We start from the raw sequence: 15,592 nt of genomic DNA on the forward strand, positions 1-15,592 counted from the left end.
CTCCGTCGCGAAGAAAGCCGTCGCACGCTTGAGGATGTCGACGTCCTCGCGCAGCCGGCGGTTCTCCCGCCGCAGCGCGGCCAGTTCCTCACGTTCGCTGCTGGTCAGGCCGTCCCGTTCGCCGGCGTCGACCTCGGCCTGCCTCACCCAGCTCCGCGCCGCGGTCTCGGTCAGCTCGAAATCCCTGGCGACCTGACCAACCGAGCGCGCGCCCCGCCGGCACAGCTCGACGATCTCGGCCTTGAACTCCGGCGTGAACGAGCGGCGAGGACGCGGCTTATTCTTCCCCATGCTCTCCATGATGAACATCATCCTTCCGGGGCCCAAGCCCCTGATCTCAGATGTCCGTCAAAGCGGATCAAGCCCAGTATGAGGCCGAGCACGACTGGCTCACTACCGTCCGGCTCCCGCCCTATGCACCCGACCTGAATCCCGTCGAGGCCGTCTGGTCACTCGTGCGCAGAGCGATGGCCAACACCGCTTTCGACACACCCGACGACCTCGACCGCACACTCCGCCGCGAGTTACGCAGAATCCAGCTCCGGCCCCACCTGATCGACGGCTGCCTCACCGCCACAGACCTGACCATCGACCCACCGACCCCACCCTGAAAACCTCAGTAATGACGATGTCAAACCGCAGATGCAGCGGAGAGTCCATGCTCGTAGCACCGTCCGTCACGGAGAAGGGCCCACAGAACGTTGACGCGTCGTCGGGCAAGGGCGATGACTGAGCCTTTTCCATCTTGATCAGTTGGCGAGTTCGAGGGCGACGACGGCTCGGACGACTGCGGTGATTCGGGTGGTGCTGCAGCGGAGCTTCCGCGGGAGTCGCCAAGCTCCAGCGATGCCAGGAGGTCCAGGAGGTGACCTGGCCGGTGTCGAGGTGGGCCAGGCCCTTGGCTCCCTGGAAGTCCTCCTCGACGCGCCAGCGGCGGCAGACCGCGCTGACCAGCACGGATGTCGGCTGCGGGTCGGGGTGCCAGGTGCGGTAGAAGGAGAGGGTGCCGGTGCGGCGGTGGCGGCGGACCAGGACGTGGCTGTGTCCGGCGGCCTGGCCGGGCGGGTGTCGTCGGCGTTCACGTCGATCACCGCCCAGTCGTAGAGCCGCTCACCCTTTGTGCCGTTGCCGGTCTTCAACCGCATCCAGGCCTTCTTGGGGACCCGCTCCAGCAGGTCGGTGACCTTGGCTTTCCCGCCCGGTGTGGTGACTCGGTGGCTCGTGGGCACAGCGATCGCGTAGCCGTAGCCCAGGCTACGGATCCCCTCGCGCAACTCGCGTCCGCCATAGACCTCGTCGGCGGCCACCCACGCGGTGCGCACGCCCGAGGCATACGCGTCCTTGAGCATGTCGCCGGCCAGCTGCGGCTTGGTGGCGAACACCGTCTCGTCGGGCACCCCGGTAAGTTCACGGCGCTCGTCGTCGCCAGCCCATGCCTCGCCGAGGTAGAGACGGTGGCCGATCAGCGCGTGTCCGTCGGCGCTCACGTAGGACAGATGCACCGCGACCTGACACAACCCGATCCCTCCCAGCGCGCCGGAGTACTGCCGGGCCGCACCGACCGCGTCGGAGGAGGACTTCTCGTCGCCCGTCTCGTCCACCACAAGCATCACGTCCATGGAGCCGAGTTGCTCCACCGTCCATGCCGCGGCCGACCGACGTATCGCCTCGGTGTCGAAGCGGGCACGGGAGAGGAAATGCTGCAGAACGTGCGGACCGGTGTGGCCGATGGCCTCGGCCAGCGACCAGCAGTTCGCCGAGTCCTTGACCATCAGTAGCCCCTGAACCATGTTCCGGCAGGTCAGCCGCGTCTCCCGGCGTGGGAAACAGCCCGCGACCCGGCCCATCAAGGCCTCGAAGGACTCGCCCCACAGGGCGTGTACTACCGTGGCCTGCGCGGCCACCGCCTCTTGATTCGTCTTCACAAACGATCACGATGCAGGTGGCCGCACCTCTGCCCGCAGGCACCCACCCGCCACGCTGACCAGCGACGACGTCCAATGCCTCACGAACTACAGCTGCCGTGACGAACGCCACCCCCGCAACGACCTGGCATTCCTCGGCCTCACCGCCGCCCCCGCTGCTACAAACGACTCATCCCCTCAGGTCTTATATAGAGAAGCGGGTGTGATCAGTCGGGCGGTGGGCCGTCAGTGGCGGATACACCTGCGAAGAAGACGGCTCCTCGTTGCAATCGGAAAGCCTTGTGCGCAGGGGCGCTTTGGATCTGGAGAAAGTAAGTTGCTTCTGGCGGGATTCCAGTCGCACTCGAGGATTGCGCACGGTAATCTACGGCAAGCACGTGTTGACTTGACGCTATTGTATCGTCACGGTGTGCGCAGGGCATGCTTCTGAAACCTGTCTTTCCTCTAGGTGCAAACGCTGCCATGGGCATGCCATTCAGCAGCATCCACTGCTGCATGCACGCCTCACCCCAGCCAAAGCAAAGTCTTCACGGTAAGGGCAGGGAACATTAAGGTCAGCTAGTCGAACCATCTTGCAGGAATCCTGACCAACCTGCTCCACTCGGCGTCACATCGCCCCGGAACGCATTTCCCGGACACTGCCCATTTTGCCGCCAGTGAGGCAAAGATAGGAGTTTCAGCAAATGTGGCAATAGATTTCGGCACTTCGTGTTCGGGTTCTTTAGTGTGATTTTCCACAGGCGTGGGCCCACTTCTCAGCATGTGACTTTTTAAGTCACAACAGGCATTGCTATTGACGGTTCTTAATTCCGACACCTCGACATTTTATGTTCGCTTTTGCGCAGGAAATTCCAGAGCGTTAGATTGAGCAACGATAATCGCACGCGTGAGGCGTTGTGGATGGACACAGAGTGAGCTGGTGTGGCTTTCTGGGCGGTGGAGTAAACCGTCGATACTTGCAGCTAAGTTCATTTGCAGGACTCCGCAGACCTCGCAAGCGGTTAATTTACCCAGTCTCTGTGACGTTCGCCTGAACTTTCTTCGCTAACCCATCTCAAGACCGAAAGTGATGAAGAATTATGGATCTCGTTTGCCGTGCCACAAATCTTCCACACCGCGTAAATTCCATCATGAACCTGGCTATCCGACAAGCTCTTCGGTCTGATTGCCGTACGCGGGTCGGGGCGGTTCTTATCAGCGGCAGTCGCATTCAGGCTATTGCCTCAAACGTACGAAGGAATTCTCCCTTCGTCGCCCCATCCCATGCAACTTTCCATGCTGAGGAAGTTGTACTCCGAAGGGCTAGAGTTTCACCGAAGGCCGATATTTATGTCGCGCGCGTCTACTCCACGGGTCAGCCGGCTCTGGCTAAGCCTTGCCCACGATGCCATAGTCTCCTTCTTGCGAGAGGGATCCGGAAAGTGTTCTACACAGGTGAATATATGACCGTATGCTCTATGACGCTATGAGCTTGAAACCTGCTCAGGAACGCTGTGGCACCGTGCCTCTTGTGCCCGGCGTACGAGTCTGCGGGTCGACGACTTGAGTGGGGCTTCAATGTTTGGAACTACGGTTTCTCGAAGAGCGAGTGCACGCTCACTGAGATATCCACCTCCAAGGAAGTCTTCTCGCGCTTGAGGACCTTCACGTTCTCCCTTCGCCTACAATTCCCGTTGGGAGCACGGCTAGTTCATCGCGTTCGCCGTTGGTCAATCCTCCTTGTTCGACGGCATTGATTTGCCCCCTTCACGCAGTCCCTCGCCGAAATCGCGTCAGGTCGAAGTCCTCGACCACCTGCCGCAGAGTCAGCGCGCCGGACTTAACGTGATGGTCGGCTCTTGAGTTCTGCCTTAAGCGAGCGGCGAGGACGTCCACTTCTCCCCCGATGTTCCCATGATGAACATCGTTTTTCTGGGAGCGAAGCCTCGGATCTCCGATGTCTCTGCCCCTCGTCGTCAACCCTCGGCACGTGGACCGCAGGTAACAGGAGGCCTATTCACGGGGTTCACCAGCCCTTCTTGTAGAAGGCGAGGGCGGTGATGGTCCTGGTGATGAGGGGGAAGGTTTGGAGGGCGCCGCGGTAGCGGGTGGCGAGGATCTTCCAGTCCTTCAGGTGCGCGATCGCCCGCTCGACCGCGGCGCGGAGTTTGCCGATGCTCTGGTTGTAGACCTTGTCTCCGGCGGGCCGTTCCCGGCCTGGGGGCTTGCGTCTCGCGGTCAGCATCCCGGAGCCGAGGTAGCCCAGGTCACCGATGTCCTCCCGGTTGGCGAACGTCCCGGGAAAGTGGGACTGCCGCCAGGCATGCATGCCGTGCCGTGAGCCCGGGACGGGCGCCGGGACCGCGAGCAGATCCCCTGACAAAGTGGCCGCGACCTGCAGGTTGAAGCCGGTGTCCCTGTGCTTGCCGGAGAACATTGTTGTGCCCTCGCTTGCCCCGTCCCAGGTGGTCACCAGGGTGCCGTCGATCAGGACGATGCGGCCGGCTGAGATCTCCGTGGGGTCCGGGACGTGTCCGGCCAGGACCTTCTCCACCACCGGCAGTAGCGTCGTCCACCGCCTGGAGACAGTGGCCTGGGAGATCCCGAACAGCTCCGCGGCCGCCTCCTGGACGGGGTTCTGCCGCAGCAGGAACAGCACCAGTACCACCGACTTGTACAGCCCCAGCACCCACATCCGCCCCGGCGTCACCGTCCGGTCCGGATCCTCCACCAACGCCCGGTGGACCTGTTCCACCAGCCCGCCCAGTTGATCCTTGTCCAGCCCTGTCGTAACGTCCCAGCTCAACGGCCCTGCCCCGGTAATGATCTGACGTCTTCGCAAACATCAGGCTACGGAGCAGGCACTCTTCACGATCAAGGAAATCGGGCTACGAACCCCCGTGAATAAGCCTCCAGGGGTACGGCGGGCAACGTTCGAGCAGGCCGGGCTACCCGTCGTCGACGTTCGGGCGACGTCCACCGAAACGAGAAGTAGCTCTACCAGAGTAGGAACCGGTCTACGCATAGTGATATCTCCGTCTCCATGCGCTGCAAAGATGGACGCTGAGGCTGGTCAGGGCACGCCGTCACGCCACGGATGAGTCGCGCGTGCACTATCGTTCGATTGAGCATTTTCAACTTGGCCACTGATCGGGTGACGAGGTGGTGGTGAAACGGGCAGAGCCCCCGGGCTGTTGAGCAAGGTATCGACGCTCAACTCTTCAGCCTGGGGGCTCTGTTGGTTCCCTATCGTGCCGTACTCGATGTTCCGCATGCCCTCGTGGAGTGGGTGACGATGCTGATCGTCACCCGGGAGGGTGACCGCCGGTGCAAGCTGCCGCCCTCCGAGCGGGCCCTGGCCGCACTGGTGTACCTGAAGAAGAACGACACCCTGACTCAGATCGCGGCGGGTTTCGGGATCAGCGTGGGTACCACCCACGCCTACGTTCACGGCGTTGTGGCGCTCCTGGCAGGCCGGGCGCCGGGCCTGACCGCGGCTTTGAGAACGGCGGACGCCCGGTATGTCCTGCTGGACGGGACCCTCGCCGAGTGCGACCGGGTTGGTGACGGCCGCGCCGACTACTCGGGCAAACACCGCCGCCACGGGGTAAACATGCAGGTCATCACCAGGCCGGACGGAGCCCTGGTCTGGATCTCACCCGCTCTCGCGGGCCGGATCCACGATCTCACCGCGGCCCGTCGGCACCGGATCATCGCCACATGCATCCGCCTCGGCATCCCCGTCCTGGCGGACAAGGCCTACCAGGGAGCCGGCGACATCGTCGCCGTCCCACACCGCCGGCGACCCGGCAAAGACCTCACCGTCAAACAGAAGTCCGTCAACCGGGCACACTCCCGACTCCGGTGGCCCGTCGAGAGAGCCATCGCCCGGATCAAGACCTGGCGCATCCTCCGCAAAACCCGAACCAGCCCGAACAAACTCACGTCAATCACCAAAGCCATCCTCACCCTGGAGGGGCACCGCTGAAAAGGTTCAATGTTTTTAATGAGCGTGTAGACGGACGCGGCCGCCCTCTACGAGGTAAACTTACGACATGACCATTCTTTCGCAAGACACTGAGTTGTGGCCTTTGGTTCAGGCAGAGGAAGTCCGCCAACGAGAAAAGGTCCAGCTTATGGCTGGGGAGAGCCTTACCTACCCGGGGGTGCTAGAGCTGCTGGGCAGCCAGCTTGTTAACAAGTACGCAGAGGGTTATCCCGGCGCGCGCATGCACAACGGCTGCGAATACGTCGACCAAATTGAGGAACTAGCTATCCTGCGCGCAAAGGAATTGTTCGGTGCCGAATATGCGAATGTCCAACCATACTCGGGAACGACTGCAATGCTAGCATCTTATTCCTCCCTGCTAAATCCGGGAGACACTGTACTGGCTATGTCTCTATCGGCCGGAGGTCATTTCTCGCACGGTTATCCAGGTAACGTCTCTGGGCGCTATTTCGAGTTCTTCCATTACGGTGTGGATCGCAGCACAGGAATGATTGATTATGATAATGTCCGCGATCTCGCACACAAACACAGGCCCCAAGCAATCGTATGTGGGTCTACAACGTATCCTAGATCGATCGACTACAGAGTTTTTCGTGAGATTTGCGATGAGGTCGGATCGCATCTCGTCGTCGATGCATCCCAAACTATCGGACTTGTTGCTGGAAAGGCAGCCGAAAACCCTGTATATTATGCGGATATTGTTTGCGCCGTCACCCATAAAAGTCTTCGCGGACCACGTGGCGGCCTGATTCTCGCGAAGGGTTGGCTCTCCCAAAGTATCGACCAGGCGGTTTATCCTTTCATTCAGGGCGGACCTCACATGAACAGTGTGGCGGCCAAAGCCTACGCATTCTCGCAGGCGGCCTCTAGCGATTTTTCCATTTATGCGCATAAATTGGTAGAAAATAGCAGTATTCTTGCAGAAGCGATTTCAAGCAGAGGGCTCCAGGTTTTCACGGGAGGAACGGACACGCATCAACTGGTTGTGGACACAGCTCCTCTCGGTCTTACCGGCGCCCAGGTCCGCAGCAGGTGCAGTGAGGCTGCAATTGTCCTTGACAGCTGCCGAATTCCATACGAAATTACCGAATCTTCCGGGATTCGCATGGGTGTTTCATTTCTTACAGCATTGGGGTTCGGTGGCGATAAATTCCGAGAAATTGGCGATCTAATCTGCGATGTCATCTCGCGGCGTATTACTGCCGAGGCGGCTGCGGAAGTAACTGCTGCCCTGCTAAGTCATCCTGCTTGACCGTGCTGCATCCCAGAGGAGGGACCGCAGCTGAGCGGATTCCATGTTGTGGCTCAGTTTGGAACCTCGACCGATAGTGCGACATCTGGGAAGCCGCCAAGCTCTGGTGGCACTCGAGCGAGACGACCCAGAGGTAAAACAGGGCCTCGGTGTGGGTCGACGGCCCCGACCCGGCCTCGGGAACGCGGGTGTGGCGGAGGGCCAGCATCTTGCGTCGGCCATAGTGAACCGTTCGGAAGCCAGCACACGCTTCCCGGCGGCGTTGGTGGCGAAGGCCAGCTGGCGGACGGCGTCCTCAACTAGGGCGTCGCTCACGGTCCGGACCGCGGGGCCGCTCACGCCCACTGCCGGGGCGCACCAGGCCGCAAGGTTCGTGCCGCGATCTTCAGCCCTGCGGTCTTCAGGGCGATGAGGATCGACGCGACGCCGACAACGACTCGGACAAACCTCGCCGTCATCCAGCCCGACGAGGACGACCCGGCCTGGTTCACCTCGATCACGGTCCTGGACGAAGGCGGCTACGAGGTCGTCCGCCGCGAACACGACCTCGCCCGGACGGTGGGCCTTCCCCCGTGATGGTGGGCACGCGGTTATTGATCACGCGGCGAGCGTGAGTTTAGCGGCGTGGTGTCGGCGTTCGTATTCGTTGGGGCTGAGGTAGCCGTTGGCGGAGTGCCGGCGGCGGGTGTTGTAGCGGGTCAGCCAGGCGAAGACGGTTCTGCGGCAGGCGTCGGCGTTGCCGTAGTCGCGGGTGTCTTGGAGGGTCTCGCGTTTCAGGGACGCGTGGAAGCTCTCGCAGGCCGCGCTGTCGGCGCTGGTGCCGACCGCGCCCATGGATTGGGTGACCCCGAGCTGTTCGCAGAGGTCGGCGAAGGCCCGGGAACCGTATTGGGCCCCGTGGTCGGAGTGGAACACGGCGCCATCCAGGCCGCCGCGGGTCGAGGCGGCCATCTGCAGTGCGTCGGTGACCAGGCTGGTGCGCATGTGGCCGGCGATGGACCAGCCGACGACTTTGCGGCTGAAGCAGTCCAGCACGGTGGCGAGGTAGAGGAACTGCCCGCCCGCGAGCGGCAGATAGGTGATGTCGCCCATGTATTTCCGACCCGGTCCGGTGGCGGTGAAGTTCCGCTGGAACAGATCAGGAACCGGTGAGGCTGAGGGGTCTGGGACGGTGGTGCGGACGCGTCTGCGCAGGCGGATGCCGGTGATGGAGAACGTCCGCATGACGCGGGCGACCCGCTTCTCGTTGACCTGTGGGCTTGATCCGCTTTGACGGACATCTGAGATCAGGGGCTTGGGCCCCGGAAGGATGATGTTCATCATGGAGAGCATGGGGAAGAGGAAGCCGCGCCCTCGCCGCTCGTTCACGCCGGAGTTCAAGGCGGAGATCGTCGAGCTGTGCCGGCGGGGCGCGCGCTCGGTTGGTCAGGTCGCCAGGGATTTCGAGCTGACCGAGACCGCGGTGCGGAGCTGGGTGAGGCAGGCCGAGGTCGACGCCGGCGAACGGGACGGCCTGACCAGCGGCGAACGTGAGGAACTGGCCGCGCTGCGGCGGGAGAACCGCCGGCTGCGCGAGGACGTCGACATCCTCAAGCGTGCGACGGCTTTCTTCGCGACGGAGACCCGGTGAACGTGCACCCGTTCATCGAGGCGGAGAAAACCGCAGGTCACAACGTCAAAAGGACGTGTGAACTCCTCAAGGTCTCCCGGACCGCCTATTACGCCCGACGCATTGCCTCCCGTGGCCCGCGTGCGGTGCGGGACGCCGAGCTGACCGAACAGATCACCGCTGTTCACCAGCGTTCCCGCGGCACCTACGGGGCCCCGCGCGTTCACGCCGTCCTGAAGCGTGAAGGCGCCGGCTGCGGGCGCCGCCGGGTGGCCCGCCTGATGCGACAGGCCGGTCTGACCGGCAGGCACCGACGACGCCGGCACCGCACCACCATTCCCGACCCACACGCGTCCACCCGGCCTGACCTGGTACTTCGTGACTTCCAGCCCGATTTGTCGGCCCTCGACACCCGCTGGTGCGGGGACATCACCTATATCGCCACGAGCGAGGGCTGGCTCTATCTGGCCACCGTGATCGACATCGCCTCACGCCGCGTCGTCGGCTGGGCGACAGCCGACCATCTGCGAACCGAGCTCGTCGCCGACGCGCTGCGGACCGCCTGCCGAACTCGCCGTCCATCCGGTCCGGTGATCTTCCACTCCGACCGAGGCTGTCAATACACCAGCCGTGAACTCGCCGTCCTGGCAGATGAGTTCGGCATCCGCCTGTCGGTCGGACGGACTGGGCAATGCTGGGACAACGCGCTCGCGGAATCGTTCTTCTCGACCCTGAAGAACGAGCTGGGCGACACCGACCCCTGGCCGAGCCGGGCTGCTGCCCGCACGGCGATATTCGAGTGGATCGAGAGCTGGTACAACTTGCACCGGCTTCACAGCAGCCTCGGCTACCGCAGTCCCGCTGAATACGAGACCGCTCTCGCGGCCTGACCACCACACCAAAGGTGCCCGTCAAAGCGGAACAAGCTCACTGTGGGCTTGATCCGCTTTGACGGACATCTGACACGGCAGCTGTAGTTCGTGATCATGGCTGGTCGTGACGGTGGTGTCGTTGCTGGTGGCAGGCCGGTTGCGACGGCCTGGTGATGGCGTCTGAAAGCGATCCAGTGCAGGACGTGGTCACGGTCGCGGGCTGGCGGGGGTAGCACGAGGGCCCGCAGGAGACGGATGAGCTCGGGACAGGTCAGCGGGACAAGTCCAGGCTGCGGCTCGGAGTCTTCATGGACGGCTGCGGCCGTGAGGGCGAGGACGGCGTCGTCGCAGCGGTCGGTGTCGGCGTCGCAGGGCTCGGGGTCGCCGAGGCTGCGAGCGACTCGTCGTAGCAGGGCCCGGAACAGCTCACGGTCGTCCTCGTCGATCGCGGAGAGGAGACCGCCCTCCGCCTCTCGTACCCGTCGTTGCAGCTCCCGGACGGTGTCGATGCCGTGACTGGTCGCGACGATCTTGCGTCGGCGCCGGTCGGCGGGGTCGAGCCGGCGCTCGACCAGCCCGGCCGCCACGAGCTCGTCGATCAGGTAGGTCATCACGGTGCCTTGCTGGTCTGTCCGCCTCGTGAGCGCCCGAGAAGAGCTGCTCTCAAGCGGAGCTTGCGCCGTCGATGGACGCGCCGCCGTTCGGCCCGGCCGGGATCACCGACGTCGCTGTGCCCGTCCTGTTCCGCTGTCCCGCCCCCTTCTGACGGGCCGCCTCCGCCCCGGCGGAGGCCTTCTCCAGAGCGTCCAAAACGTCCGCCCGTGCCATCATCCGATCCGGTGGCCAACTCGAAGAAGCTCACTGAACCTTTTCAGCGGTGCCCCTCCAGGGTGAGGATGGCTTTGGTGATTGACGTGAGTTTGTTCGGGCTGGTTCGGGCTTTGCGGAGGATGCGCCAGGTCTTGATCCGGGCGATGGCTCTCTCGACGGGCCACCGGAGTCGGGAGTGTGCCCGGTTGACGGACTTCTGTTTGACGGTGAGGTCTTTGCCGGGTCGCCGGCGGTGTGGGACGGCGACGATGTCGCCGGCTCCCTGGTAGGCCTTGTCCGCCAGGACGGGGATGCCGAGGCGGATGCATGTGGCGATGATCCGGTGCCGACGGGCCGCGGTGAGATCGTGGATCCGGCCCGCGAGAGCGGGTGAGATCCAGACCAGGGCTCCGTCCGGCGCGGTGATGACCTGCATGTTTACCCCGTGGCGGCGGTGTTTGCCCGAGTAGTCGGCGCGGCCGTCACCAACCCGGTCGCACTCGGCGAGGGTCCCGTCCAGCAGGACATACCGGGCGTCCGCCGTTCTCAAAGCCGCGGTCAGGCCCGGCGCCCGGCCTGCCAGGAGCGCCACAACGCCGTGAACGTAGGCGTGGGTGGTACCCACGCTGATCCCGAAACCCGCCGCGATCTGAGTCAGGGTGTCGTTCTTCTTCAGGTACACCAGTGCGGCCAGGGCCCGCTCGGAGGGCGGCAGCTTGCACCGGCGGTCACCCTCCCGGGTGACGATCAGCATCGTCACCCACTCCACGAGGGCATGCGGAACATCGAGTACGGCACGATAGGGAACCAACAGAGCCCCCAGGCTGAAGAGTTGAGCATCGATACCTTGCTCAACAGCCCGGGGGCTCTGCCCGTTTCACCACCACCTCGTCACCCGAGCAGTGGCCAAGTTGAAAATGCTCACTGATCACAGGCCAGCAAACCACCGGCAGGAAAGTCGGAACGCTTCACAATCTCCACGAACTACATGAACCAGAAGTCCTCTTACCAGGCCCGTCACCGGGCCGCGGCGACTTCGGCGACCCTGCGGCGGACCAAGTACCAGCCGCCGACCAGGGCTGCGGCGATGACGGGGACGAAGAGGACGGTGGTGCGGCCCACGCCTCCGTCGCACCACATCAGGATCAGGACCGTGACGAGGAAGGCCAGCGTGAGGAGCTGGGTGTAGGGGGCCCAGGGCAGCCGGTAGGCGGGGCGTTCGACGCGGCCCTGCTGTGCCCGGCGCCAGAAGTGGAGGGAGCAGAGCATGACCACGGCCCAGGTGCCGAGGATGCCGAGGGAGGCGAAGTTGAGGACGATCTCGAAGGCGTCCTCCGCCATGAAGTAGTTCAGGCCGACGCCCGCGATGCCGAAGGCGGCGGTGAAGAGGACGCCGCCGTAGGGGACCTTGCCCTTATTCATGACGCCGGTGAACTTCGGGGCGGAGCCGGCCAGGGACATCGAGCGCAGGATGCGGCCGGTGGAGTAGAGGCCGGAGTTCAGCGAGGAGAGGGCGGCGGTCAGGACGACCAGGTTCATGATGCCGGCGGCGCCGGGGACTCCGAGCTTGTCGAAGACGGTGACGAAGGGGCTCTGGTCTGAGGAGTACTCCGTGTACGGGAGCAGCAGCGCGAGCAGGACCACGGAGCCGACGTAGAAGAGGCCCACGCGCCACATAATCGAGTTGATGGCCTTCGGCATGATCTTCTCGGGGTTATCGGTCTCGCCGGCGGCGACTCCGCACAGCTCGACGGAGGCGTACGCGAAGACCACGCCCTGGATGACCAGGAGCATCGGGAGCACGCCGGCGGGGAAGATCCCGCCGTTTTCGGTGATCGTGGAGAGGCCCGGGGTGCGGCCACCGATCTCGTGGCTGGTGGCGACGAGCCAGATACCGACGATCAGGAAGATCACCAGGGCGGCGACCTTGACTAGGGAGAACCAGAACTCCATCTCGCCGAAGTACTTCACCGAGATCAGGTTCGCGGTGAGGACGACGGCGAGGGCGATGAAGGCGAGGAGCCACTGGGGGACGTCGGTGAACAGCGACCAGAAGTGGACGTAGGTCGCGGCGGCGGTGATGTCAGCGACGGTGGTCGTCGACCAGTTGAGGAAGTAGAGCCAGCCGGCCGTGTAGGCCCCCTTCTCCCCCATGAACTCGCGAGCGTAGGAGACGAAGGCCCCGGAGGACGGGCGGTAGAGCACGAGCTCGCCCAGGGCCCGCACGACGAAGAAGGCGAAGACACCGCACACCGCGTACGCGATCGCGAGGGAGGGGCCTGCCCCGGCGAGGCGGCCGCCCGCCCCGAGGAACAGGCCGGTTCCTATCGCACCGCCGATCGCGATCATGTTGATGTGGCGTGACTTGAGGTCCTTGCTGTAGCCCTCGTCACCGGCGTCGACGTGACGGGGGGACGGCTCAGCCGGAGCCTCGGTCAGGGTGCGGTCGGTCATGTACGACTTCGCCTTCGTGGGGTGGACCTCTATCGGTCCGGGTGGGATGAACTTTAGTCGCCCGTGTGGGAGGGGGCGCGCTCGTGTAGTCGTCCGTACCACCGTCGTATCGGGGTCACAGGTACCTGGTGGAGAGCATCTCGGGGATCAACCAGGTCGAGCGGTGGTTCGGCCTGCTGACCGATAAGCTCATCCGCCGCGGCGTCCACACCTCCGTCCAGGCCCTCGAAGACGACATCCGGGCCTGGAACGAAAACCCGAGACCCTTCACCTGGACGAAGACCGCTGACGAGACCTCAAGTCCCTCACCGAAATCACCCCACCCGACACCAACAACCAACCACAGACTTAACTCTGAGATTTCCGGAGGGGAACCTCACTTAGAAGCCATCTCATTTGGTCCTCGCGGGGTAGGCTCTCGTTCATGGTGGGGATCGTTGAGCGGCTGGTGCCGGACGAGTTGTGGGTGCTGTTCCAGCGGGTGGTGCCGGAGGCGCCGTCGCGGCCCCAAGGCGGTGGACGGCGCCGGCACGGTGACCGTGAAGTACTGGCCGCGATCGTGTTCGTCGCGACGTCGGGTTGCACCTGGCAGCAGCTGCCCACGGCATCGTTCGGCCCTTCGGGGGCGACAGCCCACCGACGGTTCTCCGAGTGGAGCAAGGCCCGCGTGTGGGCTAAGCTCCACCGCCTGGTCCTCGACGAACTCGGCGCCCGCGGCGAGCTCGACTGGTCCCGCTGCGCGATCGACTCGGTGAACATGAGGGCCTTGAAAAGGGGGATCTGACAGGTCCGAATCCTGTCGATCGGGGCAAGTATGGCTCGAAGATCCACTTGATCACCGAGCGGACCGGTCTGCCCCTGTCCGTCGCAATCTCGGGCGCCAACCTGCACGACAGCCAGGCCCTCGAGCCCCTCGTCCGCGGCATACCGCCCATCCGCTCACGCCGCGGACGCCGACGACGCAAGCCCGGCAAGCTCCACGCGGACAAGGGCTACGACTACGCCCACCTGCGACGATGGTTACGCGGACGCGGCATCAAACACCGCATCGCCCGCAGAGGCATCGAGTCCTCACAACGGCTCGGCCGCCACCGATGGGTCATCGAAAGGACCATGTCCTGGCTCGCCGGCTGCCGACGACTCCACCGCCGCTACGAACGCAAGGCCGAGCACTTCCTCGCCTTCACCAGCCTTGCCTGCACCCTCATCTGCTACCGCCGACTGGCCAAATGAGATGACGTCTTATGCGGAGACGCGTGCGGCGGCCTTGCGGCGCATGTCGCGGACCACGCCGATCGCCAGCACCACGGCTGCGACCAGCAGCGAGAGCAGCACGGTCTCGCGGTTGTCCTTGTCGTAGACCATGTAACCGAGGACGAAGGTGATCATCGCGGCGGTGGCCCAGGTCAGGTACGGGAAGAACCACATCTTCACCGTCACCTTCTCCGGGGCCTCGCGCATGAGGATCCCGCGCATCCGCAGCTGGGTCAGGCAGATGACCAGCCACACGAACAGCGCGATCGCACCCGAGGCGTTCAGCAGGAAGCTGAAGACCGTGTCCTTGAAGGCGTAGTTGAAGTAGACGGCGGCGAAGCCGAAGACGACCGAGCCGAGGATGGCGGCCATCGGCACGCCCCTCTTGTTCACCTTGGCGAGGGCCTTGGGCGCGTCACCGCGCTCGCCCAGCGAGAAGGCCATGCGGGAGGCGGTGTACAGGCCCGAGTTCAGGCAGGACAGCACGGCCGTCAGGACGATCACGTTCATGATCTGGCCGGCGTGCGCGATGCCGATCGAGTCCAGGGCGGCGACGTACGAGCCCTTCTCCACGATCGACGCGTCGTTCCACGGCAGCAGGGTCAGCACGATGAAGATCGAGCCCAAGTAGAAGACGCCGATCCGCCAGATCACCGAGTTGGTGGCCTTGGTGACCGCGCGCCGCGGGTCCTCGGACTCGCCGGCGGCCAGCGTGACGATCTCGCTGCCCATGAAGGAGAAGACGACCATCAGCACACCAGTGAGGACCGAGCCCCAGCCGTTCGGCATGAAGCCGCCCGTATCGGTGAGGTGGGCGAAGCCCGCACCCGGGTTGTCCGAGCCCGGCAGCACGCCGAAGACGGCCAGCATGCCGACGATCACGAAGCCGCCGATGGCGACCACCTTGATGCCGGCGAACCAGAACTCGAACTCGCCGTACGAGGCGACCGAGCCGAGGTTGGTGACCGTCAGCACCGCCATCACGATCAGCGCCCAGGCCCACTGCGGGACGGCCGGCACCCAGCCTTCGAGGATCACCGCGCCGGCGGTGGCCTCCACCGCGAGCACGACGACCCAGAAGAACCAGTACAGCCAGCCGATGGAGAAACCGGCCCAGCGGCCGAGCGCCCGGTCGGCGTAGGCCGAGAAGGAGCCGGAGTTCGGGCTGGCGGCGGCCATCTCGCCCAGCATCCGCATGACGAAGACGACCATCGCGCCGACCAGCGCGTAGGAGATCAGGATGGCGGGACCGGCCTTGGCGATACCGCCGCCGGAGCCGACGAAGAGCCCGGCGCCGATGACACCGCCGATGGCGATCATGGACAGGTGGCGGTTCTTGAGACCGGCCTTCAGGCCGTCGGAGGGCTGGCCGTCACCGGGGTTGCCGGTGGGGCTGCCTTCCTTCTGAAGGGTCGTCGTGGAGCTCAT

12 protein-coding genes and 7 pseudogenes are annotated in these 15,592 nt (G+C 64.2%); 9 read left to right on the top strand and 10 right to left on the bottom strand.

What is annotated here, in order from left to right; genetic code table 11:
• Positions 1-57: 57 nt before the first annotated feature.
• Positions 58-312, bottom strand: a pseudogene (locus AC3IYI_RS40630) (transposase); the annotation flags it as partial.
• A 62-nt stretch (positions 313-374) separates the two neighbouring features.
• Between AC3IYI_RS40630 and AC3IYI_RS40635 the strand changes: the two are divergent.
• Positions 375-611 (top strand): annotated as a pseudogene (locus tag AC3IYI_RS40635) (transposase); the annotation flags it as partial.
• Positions 612-749: 138 nt separating this feature from the next.
• On the opposite strand, the pseudogene AC3IYI_RS40640 reads toward AC3IYI_RS40635, so the two are convergent.
• Positions 750-839, bottom strand: a pseudogene (locus AC3IYI_RS40640) (IS5/IS1182 family transposase); the annotation flags it as partial.
• Positions 840-1,082: 243 nt separating this feature from the next.
• Positions 1,083-1,847, bottom strand: a pseudogene (locus AC3IYI_RS40645) (IS701 family transposase); the annotation flags it as partial.
• A gap of 1,208 nt (positions 1,848-3,055) precedes the next feature.
• Here AC3IYI_RS40645 and AC3IYI_RS40650 point away from each other — a divergent pair.
• Complete coding sequence (locus tag AC3IYI_RS40650) at positions 3,056-3,394, top strand: deaminase (RefSeq protein WP_489412085.1); 339 nt, start codon at positions 3,056-3,058, stop codon at positions 3,392-3,394.
• 536 nt (positions 3,395-3,930) lie between these two features.
• Here AC3IYI_RS40650 and AC3IYI_RS40655 read toward each other — a convergent pair.
• Positions 3,931-4,710, bottom strand: a complete 780-nt coding sequence (locus AC3IYI_RS40655) for a transposase family protein (protein WP_489412086.1) — start codon at positions 4,708-4,710, stop codon at positions 3,931-3,933.
• A gap of 432 nt (positions 4,711-5,142) precedes the next feature.
• Between AC3IYI_RS40655 and AC3IYI_RS40660 the strand changes: the two genes are divergently transcribed.
• The 3 genes from AC3IYI_RS40660 to AC3IYI_RS40670 all read left to right on the top strand — a co-directional run bounded on the left by AC3IYI_RS40660 (position 5,143) and on the right by AC3IYI_RS40670 (position 7,741).
• The gene (locus AC3IYI_RS40660) at positions 5,143-5,892 is read left to right on the top strand and encodes a transposase (protein WP_489412087.1); all 750 of its coding nucleotides are present in this window, start codon (positions 5,143-5,145) and stop codon (positions 5,890-5,892) included.
• 67 nt (positions 5,893-5,959) lie between these two features.
• The gene (glyA, locus tag AC3IYI_RS40665) at positions 5,960-7,165 is read left to right on the top strand and encodes a serine hydroxymethyltransferase (RefSeq protein WP_489412088.1); all 1,206 of its coding nucleotides are present in this window, start codon (positions 5,960-5,962) and stop codon (positions 7,163-7,165) included.
• A 408-nt stretch (positions 7,166-7,573) separates the two neighbouring features.
• The gene (locus tag AC3IYI_RS40670; protein ID WP_489412282.1) at positions 7,574-7,741 is read left to right on the top strand and encodes a hypothetical protein; all 168 of its coding nucleotides are present in this window, start codon (positions 7,574-7,576) and stop codon (positions 7,739-7,741) included.
• A 21-nt stretch (positions 7,742-7,762) separates the two neighbouring features.
• Here the strand turns inward: AC3IYI_RS40670 and AC3IYI_RS40675 are convergent, their stop codons facing one another.
• On the bottom strand, positions 7,763-8,497 hold the full coding sequence (locus tag AC3IYI_RS40675; RefSeq protein ID WP_489412089.1) for an IS3 family transposase: 735 nt from the start codon (positions 8,495-8,497) through the stop codon (positions 7,763-7,765).
• On the opposite strand from AC3IYI_RS40675, the gene AC3IYI_RS40680 reads away from it, so the two are divergent.
• Together AC3IYI_RS40680 and AC3IYI_RS40685 are read left to right on the top strand one after the other, a co-directional pair.
• Positions 8,496-8,795 carry a transposase gene (locus AC3IYI_RS40680; RefSeq protein ID WP_489412022.1) on the top strand — a complete coding sequence of 100 codons (300 nt, stop codon included), beginning with the start codon at positions 8,496-8,498 and terminating at the stop codon, positions 8,793-8,795. The genes AC3IYI_RS40675 and AC3IYI_RS40680 overlap by 2 nt on opposite strands.
• Complete coding sequence (locus AC3IYI_RS40685; protein ID WP_489412021.1) at positions 8,792-9,664, top strand: IS3 family transposase; 873 nt, start codon at positions 8,792-8,794, stop codon at positions 9,662-9,664. The genes AC3IYI_RS40680 and AC3IYI_RS40685 overlap by 4 nt, the downstream gene beginning before the upstream one ends.
• Before the next feature lie 94 nt (positions 9,665-9,758).
• On the opposite strand, the pseudogene AC3IYI_RS40690 reads toward AC3IYI_RS40685, so the two are convergent.
• The 4 genes and pseudogenes from AC3IYI_RS40690 to AC3IYI_RS40705 all read right to left on the bottom strand — a co-directional run.
• Positions 9,759-9,987, bottom strand: a pseudogene (locus tag AC3IYI_RS40690) (IS701 family transposase); the annotation flags it as partial.
• 207 nt (positions 9,988-10,194) lie between these two features.
• A pseudogene (locus AC3IYI_RS40695) lies at positions 10,195-10,290 on the bottom strand (MarR family winged helix-turn-helix transcriptional regulator); the annotation flags it as partial.
• Positions 10,291-10,517: 227 nt separating this feature from the next.
• Positions 10,518-11,267, bottom strand: coding sequence for a transposase (locus tag AC3IYI_RS40700; protein ID WP_489412090.1), 750 nt, complete (start codon positions 11,265-11,267; stop codon positions 10,518-10,520).
• 206 nt (positions 11,268-11,473) lie between these two features.
• Positions 11,474-12,910, bottom strand: coding sequence for an amino acid permease (locus AC3IYI_RS40705; protein ID WP_489412091.1), 1,437 nt, complete (start codon positions 12,908-12,910; stop codon positions 11,474-11,476).
• A 140-nt stretch (positions 12,911-13,050) separates the two neighbouring features.
• Between AC3IYI_RS40705 and AC3IYI_RS40710 the strand changes: the two are divergent.
• Positions 13,051-13,203 (top strand): annotated as a pseudogene (locus AC3IYI_RS40710) (IS630 family transposase); the annotation flags it as partial.
• Between the two features lie 131 nt (positions 13,204-13,334).
• Positions 13,335-14,143 (top strand): IS5 family transposase gene (locus tag AC3IYI_RS40715; RefSeq protein WP_489412092.1). Its coding sequence is split into 2 segments (ribosomal slippage): positions 13,335-13,683 and positions 13,683-14,143, totalling 810 coding nucleotides; the frame shifts between segments, so codons are not numbered across the junction.
• 9 nt (positions 14,144-14,152) lie between these two features.
• Here the strand turns inward: AC3IYI_RS40715 and AC3IYI_RS40720 are convergent.
• Entirely contained in the window at positions 14,153-15,592 is a 1,440-nt protein-coding gene (locus tag AC3IYI_RS40720; RefSeq protein ID WP_489412093.1) for an amino acid permease, read from the bottom strand.

Source organism: Streptomyces sp. GL_148 (genome assembly GCF_057834205.1).

Excerpts from the sequence above, each read along its gene's own strand:
- glyA (WP_489412088.1), top strand. The coding sequence starts at position 5,960 with ATGACCATTCTTTCGCAAGACACTGAGTTGTGGCCTTTGGTTCAGGCA.
- AC3IYI_RS40670 (WP_489412282.1), top strand. The coding sequence starts at position 7,574 with ATGAGGATCGACGCGACGCCGACAACGACTCGGACAAACCTCGCCGTC.
- AC3IYI_RS40650 (WP_489412085.1), top strand. The coding sequence starts at position 3,056 with ATGAACCTGGCTATCCGACAAGCTCTTCGGTCTGATTGCCGTACGCGG.
- AC3IYI_RS40675 (WP_489412089.1), bottom strand. The coding sequence starts at position 8,497 with ATGCTCTCCATGATGAACATCATCCTTCCGGGGCCCAAGCCCCTGATC.
- AC3IYI_RS40680 (WP_489412022.1), top strand. The coding sequence starts at position 8,496 with ATGGGGAAGAGGAAGCCGCGCCCTCGCCGCTCGTTCACGCCGGAGTTC.
- AC3IYI_RS40720 (WP_489412093.1), bottom strand. The coding sequence starts at position 15,592 with ATGAGCTCCACGACGACCCTTCAGAAGGAAGGCAGCCCCACCGGCAAC.
- AC3IYI_RS40705 (WP_489412091.1), bottom strand. The coding sequence starts at position 12,910 with ATGACCGACCGCACCCTGACCGAGGCTCCGGCTGAGCCGTCCCCCCGT.